The organism is Pseudomonas sp. GW822-FHT06B12 (assembly GCF_058799675.1).
Genome location: NZ_JBXALR010000002.1, coordinates 191,901 through 206,610, shown reverse-complemented (window position 1 = coordinate 206,610; position 14,710 = coordinate 191,901). Strand labels below are relative to the sequence as shown.

Here is a 14,710-nt window from a genome sequence, read left to right as displayed (position 1 = left end):
TTGCTCGCGATAGGGGCGACACCAATTTCCGACCATAGCCGTCGGAATTGGTCAAAATTTGTGCTATATTCCGCGCCCGCGAAATTCAATGAAAGCCAACACCGGTTATCGACATGCAAGCAGCCAAGCCGTTATTTGACTATCCAAAGTACTGGGCCGAATGTTTCGGGCCAGCGCCATTCCTGCCAATGAGCAGGGAGGAGATGGATCAGCTCGGCTGGGATTCCTGTGACATCATCATCGTCACCGGTGATGCCTACGTCGATCACCCGTCGTTTGGCATGGCAATCATCGGCCGGCTGCTGGAGTCCCAGGGCTTTCGCGTCGGGATCATTGCCCAGCCAAACTGGCAGTCCAAAGACGACTTCATGAAGCTCGGCGAGCCGAACCTGTTCTTCGGTGTCGCGGCCGGCAACATGGACTCGATGATCAACCGCTACACCGCCGACAAGAAAATCCGTTCCGATGACGCCTACACCCCTGGTGGCATGGCTGGCAAACGTCCGGATCGCGCCAGCCTGGTTTACAGCCAGCGCTGCAAGGAAGCCTACAAGAACGTGCCGATTGTTCTCGGCGGCATCGAAGCTTCCCTGCGCCGCATCGCGCACTACGATTACTGGCAGGACCGGGTGCGCAACTCGATCCTGATCGACGCCTGCGCCGACATTCTGCTGTACGGCAACGCCGAGCGAGCGATCGTCGAAGTCGCCCAGCGTCTGTCCTACGGTCACAAGATCGAAGACATCACCGACGTGCGCGGCACCGCGTTCATTCGGCGTGACACGCCGCAAGGCTGGTACGAAGTCGACTCCACGCGCATCGACCGTCCGGGCAAGATCGACAAGATCATCAACCCGTACGTCAACACCCAGGACACCCAGGCCTGCGCCATCGAGCAGGAGAAGGGACCGGTCGACGATCCGGAAGAAGCCAAGGTCGTGCAGATCCTGGCGAGCCCTCGGATGACCCGCGACAAGACCGTGATCCGTCTGCCATCGGTAGAAAAGGTCCGTGGCGATGCCGTTCTGTACGCCCACGCCAACCGCGTGCTGCACCTGGAAACCAACCCGGGCAACGCCCGTGCACTGGTCCAGAAGCACGGCGAAGTCGACGTCTGGTTCAACCCGCCGCCGATTCCGATGACCACCGAAGAGATGGACTACGTGTTTGGCATGCCTTACGCCCGTGTTCCGCACCCGGCGTACGGCAAGGAGAAGATCCCGGCCTACGACATGATCCGTTTCTCGGTGAACATCATGCGCGGCTGCTTCGGCGGCTGTACCTTCTGCTCGATCACCGAGCACGAAGGCCGGATCATCCAGAACCGTTCCGAAGAGTCGATCATTCGCGAAATCGAAGAGATCCGCGACAAGGTCCCAGGCTTCACCGGCGTCATTTCCGACCTCGGCGGCCCGACCGCGAACATGTACCGCATCGCCTGCAAGACCCCGGAAATCGAATCCGCGTGCCGCAAGCCGTCGTGCGTGTTCCCGGGCATTTGCCCGAACCTCAACACCGACCACTCGTCGCTGATCCAGTTGTATCGCAGCGCCCGTGCCTTGCCGGGTGTGAAGAAGATCCTGATTGCTTCCGGCCTGCGTTACGACCTCGCGGTCGAGTCGCCGGAATACGTCAAAGAGCTGGTGACCCACCACGTCGGCGGTTACCTGAAGATCGCCCCGGAACACACCGAGGAAGGTCCGCTCAATCAGATGATGAAGCCGGGCATCGGCAGTTATGACAAGTTCAAGCGGATGTTCGAGAAGTACTCCAAGGAAGCCGGGAAAGAGCAGTACCTGATTCCGTACTTCATCGCCGCCCACCCGGGCACTACCGACGAAGACATGATGAACCTGGCCCTGTGGCTCAAGGGCAACGGTTTCCGTGCGGACCAGGTGCAGGCGTTCTACCCGTCGCCGATGGCCACCGCCACCGCCATGTACCACTCGGGCAAGAACCCGCTGCGCAAGGTCACGTACAAGAGCGACGCCGTGACCATCGTCAAGAGCGAAGAGCAGCGCCGTCTGCACAAGGCGTTCTTGCGTTACCACGACCCTAAAGGCTGGCCGATGCTGCGTGAAGCGCTGACCCGCATGGGCCGCGCCGACCTGATCGGGCCGGGCAAGAACCAGCTGATCCCGCTGCACCAACCGGCTACCGACAGCTACCAGAGCGCCCGTCGCAAGAACTCGACGCCAGCCGGTAGCCATAAAGTGGCCGGGGAAAAGACCACCAAAATCCTTACGCAACACACCGGCTTGCCACCGCGTGCCAGCGATGGCGGTAACCCTTGGGACAAGCGTGAACAGGCCAAGGCTGCGGCGTTCGCCCGCAACCAACAAGCCGCCAAGGAGCGCAAGGACGCTGCCAAAGGCAAAGGGCCCAAGCCTGCGCGTAAGCCGGTAGTGCCGCGTTAAGCGCTGCTTGCTCCAATCAAAACGCCAACCTTCGGGTTGGCGTTTTTGCGTTTCTGGCAGAGTAAAAGCCTGTATCAAAGTCAGAAGGTGGGTTGTGGCAACTGGCCTCATCGCGAGCAAGCTCGCTCCCACAGGGGATAGTTGTCGGTTATAAAATTTGCGGGCGACTCGGACAAAGTGTGGGAGCGAGCTTGCTCGCGATGAGGCCGGAACAGTCGATGCAAATCCGGCTGACGGCCCACGGTCGCCACATTTCTGTGCAACCTTCATCACAGCAAATCCCGCATTGCGCGGTTTTGGTGCTGTACTGCGCTAAGCAAACGGAGAAAGCGCCGGGTATGCCGGCTGGCATAAGTCTTGCGCGCTTTCAGTTACGCTTAAGGCTCGCAGGAGGCACGCCGTGTCGATCCATGTCGCATTGCACCATGTCACGCATTACCGCTACGACCGCGCCATCGAGCTCGGTCCGCAGATTGTTCGCCTGCGCCCGGCAGCCCACAGCCGCACGCGGATTCTTTCCTATGCGTTGAAAGTCTCGCCTGATCAGCACTTCATCAACTGGCAACAAGACCCCCAGGGCAATTACCTGGCGCGGTTGGTGTTCCCTGAGAAAACCACGGAGCTGCGGATCGAAGTCGATCTGCTGGCCGAGATGGCGGTGTTCAACCCGTTCGACTTTTTCCTTGAGCCCTACGCGGAAAAAATCCCCTTCGCCTATGCCGCAGACGAACAGCGTGAGCTGGCGCCGTACCTGGAAACCCTGCCGCTGACGCCAAAGTTCAAGGCCTACCTTGACGGCATCGAGCGTACGCCGCTGCCCGCCGTGGATTTTCTGGTGGCCCTCAACCAGCGCCTGAGCGAAGACATCGGCTACCTGATTCGCATGGAACCGGGTGTTCAAACCCCGGAATACACCCTGGAACACGCGTCTGGCTCCTGCCGTGACTCGGCCTGGCTGCTGGTGCAACTGCTGCGTAACCTCGGGCTGGCGGCGCGATTTGTCTCCGGTTACCTGATTCAACTCACCGCCGATGTGAAAAGCCTCGACGGTCCTTCCGGCACAGAAGTGGACTTCACCGACCTGCACGCCTGGTGCGAGGTTTACCTGCCCGGTGCGGGCTGGATTGGTCTGGACGCCACCTCCGGGCTGTTTGCCGGTGAAGGGCATATTCCGTTGGCCTGTAGCCCCGATCCGTCCTCTGCGGCGCCGATCAGCGGGCTGGTTGAACCGTGCGAATGCGAATTCAGCCACGAAATGTCGGTGGAGCGGATTTGGGAGGCCCCACGGGTCACCAAGCCCTACACCGAAGACCAGTGGCTGGCGATCCAGGCGTTGGGCCGGCAGATCGACGCCGATCTGCAAGAAGGCGATGTGCGGCTGACCATGGGCGGTGAGCCGACCTTCGTCTCCATCGACGACCCGGACGCTGCCGAATGGAACACCGCGGCACTCGGACCGGACAAGCGGCGGCTGTCCGCCGAGCTGTTCCAGCGCATGCGCAAACATTACGCGCCCAAGGGCCTGGTGCATTTTGGCCAGGGCAAGTGGTACCCCGGCGAGCAACTGCCGCGCTGGTCGCTGAACTGCTACTGGCGTCGAGATGGCGTGCCGATCTGGCACAACAACGCGTTGATTGCCGATGAACAGCAAGACTACGGCGCCGATGGCAAATTGGCCGGGCGTTTTCTGGCGAGCGTCGCCGAGCGTTTGAAGCTGCCTGCACGCTTTGTATTTCCAGCCTACGAAGACAACCTTTACTACCTCTGGCGTGAAGGCGCATTGCCGGTCAACGTCAGCGCTGAAGACTCACGACTGAGCGATGAACTTGAGCGCGCCCGTCTGCATAAGGTCTTCAGCCAGGGGCTGGATAAAGTGATTGGTCAGGTATTGCCGCTGGCGCGCACCGCCAAGGGCGATCAATGGCAGAGCGGCCGCTGGTATCTGCGTGACAGCCATTGCCGACTGGTGCCGGGAGATTCACCACTGGGCTATCGCTTGCCACTGGCTTCGCAACCCTGGGTGACGGCGGCGGAGTACCCGTTCGTGCACCCGCTCGATCCGAATCAGGACTTGCCGCAGTTGCCCGACGCAGCCCAATTGCAGGCGCATGGCGAGCCGGCCACCGCCGATGATCGTGTGCCGACAATCGACCAGTCCGCTGATTGGCTGACCCGCACGGCGTTCTGCGCCGAGGCCCGGGAAGGGCGGTTGTACCTGTTCATGCCGCCGTTGGAACGGGTTGAGGATTACCTCGAACTGGTCAGCGCCATCGAAGCCACCGCCGAGGAACTGCATTACCCGGTATTGCTGGAAGGTTACGAGCCACCGAGCGACCCGCGCCTGAGTAACTTCCGTATTACCCCGGACCCCGGCGTCATCGAGGTCAATGTGCAGCCGTCCGCGAGTTGGGGCGAGTTGGTCGAACGCACCGAATTCCTCTACGAAGAGGCGCGGCAAACCCGGCTGACCACCGAGAAGTTCATGATCGATGGTCGGCACACCGGTACTGGTGGCGGTAACCATTTCGTACTCGGTGGCGCGACTCCGGCTGACTCACCGTTTCTGCGTCGGCCAGATCTGCTGCGCAGTCTGATCAGCTACTGGCATAACCATCCATCGCTGTCTTACCTGTTTTCCGGTCTGTTCATCGGCCCGACTTCCCAGGCGCCGCGCGTGGACGAAGCGCGCAACGATGCGTTGTACGAGCTGGAAATCGCCTTTGCGCAGATGCCCGAACCGGGTGAAGAGTGCGCGCCGTGGTTGGTGGATCGCTTGCTGCGTAACTTGCTGATCGACGTCACGGGCAACACCCACCGCGCCGAGTTCTGCATCGACAAGCTCTATTCTCCGGACGGCGCCACCGGTCGTCTTGGTCTGCTGGAGCTGCGTGCCTTTGAAATGCCACCCCATGCGCGCATGAGCCTGGCCCAGCAATTGTTGCTGCGGGCACTGGTGGCGCGGTTCTGGCGTGAGCCTTATGCGCCGGCCAAGCTGGCCCGTTGGGGCACCGAGTTACATGACCGTTTCCTGTTGCCGCACTTTATCGAGCAGGACTTCGCCGACGTGATCGTTGATCTCAACGCCGCCGGCTATGCGCTGCGTGCCGAGTGGTTTGCGGCGCATCTGGAGTTCCGTTTTCCCAAGGTCGGCGATTACGCGGTCAGTGGCATCGAACTGGAACTGCGTCAGGCGTTGGAGCCCTGGCATGTGTTGGGTGAGGAAGGTTCGGCCGGCGGCACGGTGCGTTATGTCGACTCGTCGCTGGAGCGTTTGCAGGTCAAGCTCACAGGATTGGCGCCGCAACGTTATGTGCTGACCTGCAACGGCATCCCGGTGCCGCTGCAACCGACCGGGCGGGTCGGTGAATTTGTCGCCGGCGTACGTTTTCGCGCCTGGCAACCGGCCAACTGCCTGCAACCGACCATCCCGGTGCATGCGCCGCTGGTGTTCGACCTGCTCGATACCTGGATGCAACGCTCGCTGGGCGGTTGTCAGTACCACGTCGCCCATCCGGGCGGGCGCAACTACGACAGCCTGCCGGTGAACGCCAACGAGGCGGAGAGCCGGCGGATGGCGCGGTTCTTCCGTCACGGTCACAGCCCGGGAACCTTGCCGGTGCCGACGCTGATTATCAACGACGAACTGCCGATGACCCTGGATTTACGACGGTTTTCGAAAAAAAATGAGTGAACGCGGTACTTGCAGCATCGATTACCTCCCTGTGGGAGCGAGCCTGCTCGCGATAGCGGTGGGTCAGTCAACGATGATGTTGAATGTGCTGCCGTCATAGCGAGCAGGCTCGCTCCCACAGGGATCTCCACGGTTGTTCGCTTCGGGCAAGCCCGTGCCCACTGGATTTGTAGTGTCTGTGCGTTAATCTGACTTCCCTTGCCCTTGCCGAGCTTTCCATGCCTGACCTGCTTGACCGTTACCCGCGCACAACGGGCACCTATCACGAACTGCTCGACGACAGCGGCGCTGTGCGCCCGCACTGGCGCCGGCTGTTCGATCAGTTGCAACGCAGCACGCCGGCGCAACTGGTGCAGCGACAAGCCTTGCTGGCACGGCAGATTCAGGAAAACGGCGTCACCTACAACGTCTACGCCGACCCAAAAGGCGCTGATCGTCCGTGGGAACTGGACCTGTTACCCCATGTGATTGCGGCCGATGAGTGGAAGCAGTTGTCGGCCGGGATCGCTCAGCGCGCGCGTTTGCTCAACGCGGTACTGGCGGATCTGTATGGCCCGCAGCGTCTGATTGCCGAAGGCCTGTTACCGGCAGAACTGGTATTTGGCCACAACAACTTCCTCTGGCCCTGTCAGGGCATTCAACCGCCGGACGGGGCGTTCCTGCATCTGTACGCGGTGGATCTGGCGCGCACCCCCGATGGGCGTTGGTGGGTGACGGCGGATCGGACTCAGGCGCCGTCCGGCGCCGGTTATGCACTGGAAAACCGCACCATCGTGTCGCGGGCCTTTCCGGAGCTGTACCGCGATTTGCAGGTGCAGCACCTGGCCGGGTTCTTCCGCACCTTGCAGGAAACCCTCGCGCGTCAGGCGCCCAGTGCCGATGAAGTGCCGCTGGTGGTGTTGCTGACGCCGGGGCGGTTCAACGAGAGTTACTTCGAGCACCTGTATCTGGCCCGCCAACTGGGTTATCCGCTGGTTGAGGGCGGCGATCTGACGGTACGCGATGCCACGGTTTACTTGAAAACCCTCAGCGGTTTGCGTCGGGTCCACGCGATCATGCGGCGGCTCGATGATGATTTCTGCGATCCGCTGGAGTTGCGCACCGACTCGGCGCTCGGCGTACCGGGTCTGCTTGAAGCGGTGCGACAGGGGCGGGTGCTGGTGGCCAATGCCTTGGGCAGCGGTGTGCTGGAGTCGCCGGGTCTGTTGGGCTTTCTGCCGAAGATCAATCAATTCCTGTTCGGCGAAGAACTGATCCTGCCGTCCATTGCCACCTGGTGGTGCGGCGAACCTCCAGTGCTGGCGCAGGCTCTGGAAAAATTGCCTGAGTTGCTGATCAAACCGGCGTTTCCTTCGCAAAGTTTTGCCCCGGTGTTCGGGCGTGACTTGAGTGAAAAGCAGCGCCAAAGCCTCGCCGAGCGTATGCAGGCACGGCCTTATGCCTATGTGGCGCAAGAACTGGCGCAGCTGTCGCAGGCACCGATCTGGCAAGCCGAAGACGGCCAGTTGCAGCCCCGGGCCATCGGCATGCGCGTCTACGCGGTGGCCAGTAACGATGGCTATCGGGTGCTGCCAGGCGGTTTGACCCGGGTGGCGGCCGAGGCCGACGCCGAAGTGGTGTCGATGCAGCGCGGCGGCGCGAGCAAGGACACCTGGGTGTTGGGCGAACGAGCACCGATTGGCGAACAATGGAAAACCCAGCGGACCATCGGTGTGCACGATCTGGTGCGGCGCGATCCGTACCTGCCGTCGCGGGTGGTCGAGAACCTGTTCTGGTTCGGTCGTTATTGCGAGCGCTGCGACGACAGCGCGCGGTTGCTGCGGATCATACTCACGCGCTATGTCGATGGCGACGATCCGCAAGCCTTGCAGGCTGCGGTCGATCTCGGCGAAAGCCTGATGCTGCTGCCCGACGAAGGCGAATTGCCCGAGCGTTTGCTGGCGGCATTGCTTGGCGATGACTGGCCGTTCAGCCTGCGCGCCAACCTGCAACGCTTGCAGTGGGCGGCGTCCCAGGTGCGCGGCAAGCTTTCACGGGAGAACTGGCAGGCGCTGGTGGAATTGCAGCGAGAAGCCGCAGAGCTGGAAACCGAAGCGCCGGATTTTGGCGAGCTGCTGGATTTCCTCAACCGCTTGGTGATGTCACTTGCGGCGCTATCGGGTTTTGCACTGGACGACATGACCCGCGACGAAGGCTGGCGCTTCTTGATGATCGGTCGGCGGATCGAGCGCCTGCAGTTTCTGAGTAGCAGCCTGGCGGCGTTCCTGCGCGGTGCCGGGGCGTTTGATCAAGCGGGCCTGGAATGGCTGCTGGAGCTGGGCAACAGCAGCATCACCTACCGTTCCCGTTACCTGGCGGTGGCGCAATTGATTCCGGTGCTCGACTTGTTGCTGCTCGATGAGCAGAACCCGCATGCGGTGCTGTTCCAGCTGAAACTGGTGACCCGTACCCTCAAGCGCTTGAACGACGACTTTGGTGTGCCGCGCGATCTGGCGTTGCCTTCGTTGGTAGAGCGTCTGGCGCGATTCGATCTCGGTTGTCTGGAGAACGCTTTGTTCGGTGAAAGCAGCGTCCGCGCGGCTCTCGATGGTCTGGCGGATCTGCTGCAAGAAATCGCCGAAGTCAGTAATCAGGTGTCTGATCGTCTCGCGTTGCGGCATTTCGCCCATGTCGATGATGTCAGCCAGCGCACGGTGTCCGTCTGATGAGTGCCCATTACCAGATTCTCCACGACACCCATTATCACTACGACAGCCCGGTGTCCCTGGCCCAGCAGCTCGCCCATTTGTGGCCACGGCCCTGCGCGTGGCAGCGCTGCACCGAGCAGCAATTGCAGATCAGCCCGGATCCGACCTCGCGCCGCGATGAGCTGGATGTGTTCGGCAATCCGCTGACCCGGCTGGCCTTCGAAAGACCTCACGATGAATTGCTGGTCAATGCCCGGCTGACGGTCGAAGTGCTGGCCCGGCCACTGCGTGATTTCAATCTATCGCCGGCCTGGGACATGACCCGCAGCGCATTGACCTACAGCAGTCAGCCGATTTCTCCGCCACTGCTGGAGGCGTGTCGTTATCGGTTTGAGTCACCGTATGTGCATTTGAAGAGCAGCTTCGTCGAGTTCTCCGAAAGCTGTTTTCCGCTGGGCCGCCCCTTGATGCTGGGTGTTCAGGCGTTGATGGAGAAGATCTTCAGCGAGTTCACTTTCGATGCCGAGGCGACCCAGGTCGCGACGCCGCTGGTAGAAGTGCTGGAGCGTCGACGTGGGGTCTGCCAGGACTTTGCGCACCTGATGCTTGCTTGCGTGCGCTCCCGGGGATTGGCGGCGCGTTATGTCAGCGGTTACCTGCTGACCCAGCCACCACCGGGGCAGCCACGCTTGATCGGCGCCGATGCGTCCCACGCCTGGGTTTCGGTGTTCTGTCCGGTGCTGGGCTGGGTCGACTTTGATCCGACCAACAACATTCAGCCGGCGCTGGAGCACATCACCCTGGCCTGGGGCCGGGACTTTTCCGATGTGTCGCCGTTGCGTGGGGTGATTCTGGGCGGCGGCAGCCATGACCCGGAAGTGCGGGTGACCGTGATGCCACTGGAGTAATGGAGATCTACTGTGGGAGCGAGCTTGCTCGCGATGACGGAGGCACATTCAGCACCGAAGCGACTGGGAAATCGCTATCGCGAGCAAGCTCGCTCCCACAAGGATTGTGGGGTACTTCAGACTGGCCTGTGAGGGTCGGCAGCATGACTGCCGACCCTGGACACAGATCCGGTGGGTTTGATCAGAACATCAAACCCTGTGGGTCTCAGGCGTCGGGCGCCTGATCTTTCGGTGCTTCAACAGCGTCATCAGCAACCACTTCACCTTCTGCATCCGGGTTCAGTGCGCCGGCTTCTTCATCGGCGGCAGCTTTCTTGCGTTGCAACTTTTCCTCTTTCTTCTGCTCTTTGGCCAAGTCTCTTTGACGTTTGGCGAAGGAGTAATTAGGTTTAGCCATGGGCGATCCTCTGGGGTCGAAGGTGAGGTTGAGCGGCGCCTATTCTGCCTTTAAACCGGGGGCAAGGGTTAGGCTCTGTACGAAAACTGCCTGCACGTCGACCAGGCTGCGTTAAAAACAGGCTCGGAATGCTCATTTAGGGGCCTAAAGTCGCGTGCGACCCCAGCCGTTCCTCGCCTGTTTTTGCCTTGCCTGATCGCCGTTCGGCGAGTTTTCGTACAGACCCTAGCTGGGTTTTTGCCCGGCCCATTTTGGCTGCACCACGGGTTTCCAGGCATCGAGTGCATCCAGCAGATCTTGCGGCGATTCGCTCATTTGCAGCATGTCACGGTGATGCTCGCGAACGAAGCCTTCGCCGACGACATGATCAAGAAATGCACTGAGTTTGCTGTAGAAACCGTTCACTTCCAGCAACCCCAGCGGTTTGCCGTGGTAACCGAGCTGGCCCCAGGTCCAGACTTCGAACAGCTCTTCAAACGTACCGAGGCCGCCCGGTAGAGCGATGAACGCGTCGCTCAGTTCTGCCATACGCGCCTTGCGTGCGTGCATGCCATCGACCACTTCCAGGCGTGTCAGACCGATGTGGCCGATTTCCTTGTTCTTCAGGCTTTCGGGAATGATCCCGATCACTTCGCCACCCGCCGCCAGCGCCGCATCGGCAACAATGCCCATCAAACCGACGGCACCGCCGCCATACACCAGCGTCAGCTTACGCCGGGCCAGCTCCTGGCCGAGGGCGATTGCTGCTTCCCGGTACGCCGGGTTGGTGCCTGTGCTGGCGCCGCAAAACACACAAACAGACGCTAAAGACATGCCTTACTCCATGGTCAGTGATGCCCCCAGAATAATGGCTGACCTTGGGCGTTCCAAGGGTTAATCCTCGTAGCGAGAGGCTTCATAGGTACCGCTGGCGCCACAGGCATAGGCGGCGAGCAAACTGCACAACAGGCTATTGAAGAACATGACGGGCGCTCCAGAGTGGGATGACAAACCGATCATAGGTGCGCACCAGACGTCTGGCCGGTTAATTGTTTCGATCAATGTCATAGCCTGAAAGTTGTATACAATTCTTGATGCAAGTCATAGGAACTTCCGAAAAATTCAGGCAGTCTTTACGCCATTCGGATTTTGTTAACCCTGCCTTGGAGATTCACCATGTTTGCCAAACTCGTTGCGGTATCCCTGCTGACACTGGCCAGCAGCCAATTGATGGCTGCCGAGTGCAAGGTCGATGTCGACTCCACCGATCAGATGTCCTTCACCACGAAGGAGATCACCATCGACAAGAGCTGCAAAACCTTCACCGTCAACCTGACCCACTCCGGCAGCTTGCCGAAGAACGTCATGGGCCATAACTGGGTACTCAGCAAGACCGCAGACATGGCTGGCATTGCTGGCGACGGCATGGCCGCCGGCATTGACAAGAACTACCTGAAAGAAGGCGACGCGCGCATTATCGCCCACACCAAAATCATCGGTGCCGGCGAGAAAGACTCGGTGACCTTCGACGTGTCGAAGCTGACCGCTGGCGAAAGCTATCAGTTCTTCTGCTCGTTCCCGGGCCACAACTCGATGATGAAAGGCGCTGTTGTCCTGAAGTAATCAGCCTCAAGTACCCCCCTAACGCCGCTGCGAGGCTCTCGCAGCGGCGTTTTTTTTGTCTGGGGCAAATCACCGCTCTCTTGCTGACGGCAAATTCCTTCGCTCAACGAGGTATGAACCGCTGGTCGGATAATAAGGTCTACCTGTTATTTCTGACAGTAGACGAAAAATCTGACCGGGTATCAGATGCGCAGGGACGTCGTAGCCTTTCGCTGCGGCGATGCTATCGAATGCACAGGGAGTATGTTCATGACCAGCGACGCATCAGTACTTCGTAAACAGGTTTCGGTTATTGAGTCGGTTGTCGAGACGGCGGTGAACCAGAGTGTCGGGATTTCCAGGGTGACGAATTCTAAAGGCGAACCCATTGAAAACGGTGGTGATACCGCCGATAGCACCATCAAGCTTATTGGATACTCGGTTCCCGGACAGCCCGTGGTGATTCGTGACCACTATTCACGCATCACCGAAGTCAATCCCGATAAGAATGGCGCTTGGTCTGCGGAGGTCAATGATCTGCGGCCTCACATTTATGAGTTCAGGGCCGTTGCGGGCGCCGACGCCTCCAATCCATGGTTGGTCAAAGTGCTTGAGAGCAGCTCGGTCGTGCAGATTAACTCAGTGACGGACAGCCAGGGCAATCCAGTCCCCCCAGGCAGCACCACCTCCGAAACGATTCTGGTTATAGCCGGCAGCGTCGGCGTAGCAGGTGCGGAGCTGGAAGTTCTGGACGGTTTCCTCAGCCTGGGTTGGGTTGTACCAGCGGCTGATGGTTCATGGCGTTTCAAAACCTCTACTCTGTCGCCCGGTCATCATGTCTTCCGGGTGCTTTCGCCTCAGGGGGAACCATCAAAGCCTTGGGAGGTTGGAATCACTGAGGCGCAGGACACCGTCATCCAGTACGTAACTGAAAATGACCAGACCGGTCCTGAGGTGGCTGATGGCGGAATCACGTTCGCCACCACGTTGAGTTTTGTCGGGGCGGCCGAGCCTGACCAGTCGCTACATGTCTATGTCAATTCGGTTCTGGTAGACGAGGTTCGTGTCGACTCAAACACTCACTGGAGCGCAGTGGTGAAGGATCTGGAGCCGGGGTTCCATGAGTTCATCGTGAAAGCGGCAAATGGCAGGTTTTCGACATGGAGTGTGACGGTGAAGGATCTGGTCAGTAAGTCTCGATGATCTTCGATGTATCGAAGTTGACCACTGGCGAAAGCTACCCGTTCTTCCACTCGCTCCCGGGCCACAACTCGATGATGAAAGGCGCTGTTGTCCTGAAGTGATCAGGCAGGTCCGGCCGTAATGAAAAACGCCCCTCCGGGGCGTTTTTTTGGTGCGCCCAGCATGGGCGCAATCTTGCGGGTGAAAGTCCCGCCGTAAGCTGACCACAGCGAACGAAGTGAAGCGCAACTGCATGAGGGCGACCGAGTGTGGGGAGGAAGTGTGGATCGAAGCCGTGAGCCGATGAACAAGAACCGGATACAAGGCGATGCCGATCAGGGTGAGCGGGCCAAAATTCGCGAAACTCTTGTGGTCAAAGAGCGGCAGCGTAGATTCGGCGGTTGCGCGAATGCACTCGACGCTTGGGTGGTCGCAGCATGCAGCAAGTGGTGGCAGGGGTACGACCTATGAAGGCCGTCCCCTATGCCGATCGCGTGCAAAATCCGCTCAGGGCTCTGGTTATGTAATCCCTACCGCTGGTCGGAAACCACTGCCTACCTGTTATTTCTGACAGTGGTCAGCGCCTCGGGACTGGGTGTTAGATGAGCGTCAACGCTGCCGATCCGATGCGGCGACACCTCCGAGAAGGAACTTGCCCATGACCGTTCAAGAAACCGCTCCCAAAACACGCGCTGCCGATCCTCTTCCGACGCGTCTTGATAAACCGAGCATCAGGCAGGCGCCGGATGGCCGCGAGCTGGACCCGAAAGCTGTCTACACCGCCAACCCCAACCGGCTGACTGCAGAAATAAAACGGACGCTGCAGGGGTTGTTGGAGACCGACGAGTTCTTCGTCAAAGTCACGGGTGAAAGTGCCGATCCGCGCGGTTCGTACGAGAGTCCTGTGTTGCAGTTCGGGCCGCCAAACCTCAGGACCTTGAATCTGGAACCATCGGTCGTCGCGTTCAATCTGGGTAAAAAGATCACGGTGCAATACACCGTCAACCGCGTTGGTGAACCGTCGGTACCTTCCGACGAGCTCGAGTTGAATGTACTCGACCTGTCCGCGGACGCGCTGGAGAAAGGCCGGATACTTGAAGCTCAGGACGACGGCAATGGGGCCGAGCTGGATCTGACCACCAACACCGAAGACCGGACGTTGCGCATTGAGAACTGGCCGCTGATGGCCATAGGGCAATGGTGCTGGATCGTGCTGAAGGGCGAGAAGGCGGATGGCTCTGACTACGATAAAACCCTGTACAAGGGGAAAGTCGATCAGGACTGGATCACCCTGGGCTACATCGAGATGCCAGTTCCTTACAGTGAGCTGAAGGAACTGGCCAATGGCTCGGCCCTGACGCTTGAGTACAAGGTTGCGTTTGGTCAGGTTGATGATGAGGCCAAGGCGCACGGCTCAATGGTACGAAGCTATACCGTTAAGGCTGCTGCTGCGGTGGTGAGACCGACGATCGGTGAAGTGACGGACGCCGCAGGTGCGTCGATTGAAAATCCCGGCACGACCAGCAAAACGCCGTTGAAGCTCAAAGGCACGGTAGCTGCGGGTCAAAAAGTCGATATTTACGATGGCACCAATAAGCTGGGCGAGGCCACGGTGACGGGAACCGCGTGGGAGTTTGAAACGGAGACCTTGCTTCCAGAAGTGTATGTGCTCAAGGCCAAGGAGCAGGGTGTCGGTGGGCCGGAATCAGATACCTGGACCGTTACCGTGGCGGCGGTGGTGAGACCGACGATCGGCGAAGTGAAGGACTTCGCAGGTGCGTCGATTGAAAATCCCGGCACGACCAGCAAAACGCCGTTGAAGCTCAAAGGCACGGTAGCTGCGGGTC

8 protein-coding genes and 2 pseudogenes are annotated in these 14,710 nt (G+C 59.9%); 8 read left to right on the top strand and 2 right to left on the bottom strand.

Translation table 11 applies throughout. From position 1 onward, the window contains the following. Window positions 1–113 precede the first annotated feature (113 nt). The 4 genes from AC1RKH_RS05675 (at window position 114) to AC1RKH_RS05660 (ending at window position 9,703) form a co-directional block, all read left to right on the top strand. Complete coding sequence (locus tag AC1RKH_RS05675) at window positions 114–2,417, top strand: YgiQ family radical SAM protein (RefSeq protein WP_493062116.1); 2,304 nt, start codon at window positions 114–116, stop codon at window positions 2,415–2,417. A 400-nt stretch (window positions 2,418–2,817) separates the two neighbouring features. Beyond that, window positions 2,818–6,108 carry a transglutaminase family protein gene (locus AC1RKH_RS05670; RefSeq protein ID WP_493062117.1) on the top strand — a complete coding sequence of 1,097 codons (3,291 nt, stop codon included), beginning with the start codon at window positions 2,818–2,820 and terminating at the stop codon, window positions 6,106–6,108. Between the two features lie 218 nt (window positions 6,109–6,326). Continuing rightward, the gene (locus AC1RKH_RS05665) at window positions 6,327–8,813 is read left to right on the top strand and encodes a circularly permuted type 2 ATP-grasp protein (protein ID WP_493062118.1); all 2,487 of its coding nucleotides are present in this window, start codon (window positions 6,327–6,329) and stop codon (window positions 8,811–8,813) included. Further along, window positions 8,813–9,703, top strand: coding sequence for a transglutaminase family protein (locus tag AC1RKH_RS05660; RefSeq protein WP_493062119.1), 891 nt, complete (start codon window positions 8,813–8,815; stop codon window positions 9,701–9,703). The genes AC1RKH_RS05665 and AC1RKH_RS05660 overlap by 1 nt, the downstream gene beginning before the upstream one ends. 205 nt (window positions 9,704–9,908) lie before the next feature. On the opposite strand, the gene AC1RKH_RS05655 is transcribed toward AC1RKH_RS05660, so the two are convergent. Next, window positions 9,909–10,100, bottom strand: a complete 192-nt coding sequence (locus AC1RKH_RS05655) for a hypothetical protein (protein WP_019691520.1) — start codon at window positions 10,098–10,100, stop codon at window positions 9,909–9,911. Between the two features lie 225 nt (window positions 10,101–10,325). Further along, window positions 10,326–10,913, bottom strand: coding sequence for a cytokinin riboside 5'-monophosphate phosphoribohydrolase (locus AC1RKH_RS05650; RefSeq protein WP_493062120.1), 588 nt, complete (start codon window positions 10,911–10,913; stop codon window positions 10,326–10,328). A 342-nt stretch (window positions 10,914–11,255) separates the two neighbouring features. Between AC1RKH_RS05650 and azu the strand changes: the two genes are divergently transcribed. The 4 genes and pseudogenes from azu to AC1RKH_RS05630 form a co-directional block, all read left to right on the top strand. Further along, entirely contained in the window at window positions 11,256–11,702 is a 447-nt protein-coding gene (azu, locus tag AC1RKH_RS05645; RefSeq protein ID WP_262112799.1) for an azurin, read from the top strand. 249 nt (window positions 11,703–11,951) lie between these two features. After that, the gene (locus AC1RKH_RS05640; RefSeq protein WP_493062121.1) at window positions 11,952–12,884 is read left to right on the top strand and encodes a hypothetical protein; all 933 of its coding nucleotides are present in this window, start codon (window positions 11,952–11,954) and stop codon (window positions 12,882–12,884) included. Then, a pseudogene (locus AC1RKH_RS05635) lies at window positions 12,878–12,985 on the top strand (azurin); the annotation flags it as partial. The gene AC1RKH_RS05640 and the pseudogene AC1RKH_RS05635, both read left to right, overlap by 7 nt. 536 nt (window positions 12,986–13,521) lie before the next feature. After that, a pseudogene (locus AC1RKH_RS05630) lies at window positions 13,522–14,710 on the top strand (hypothetical protein); the annotation flags it as partial.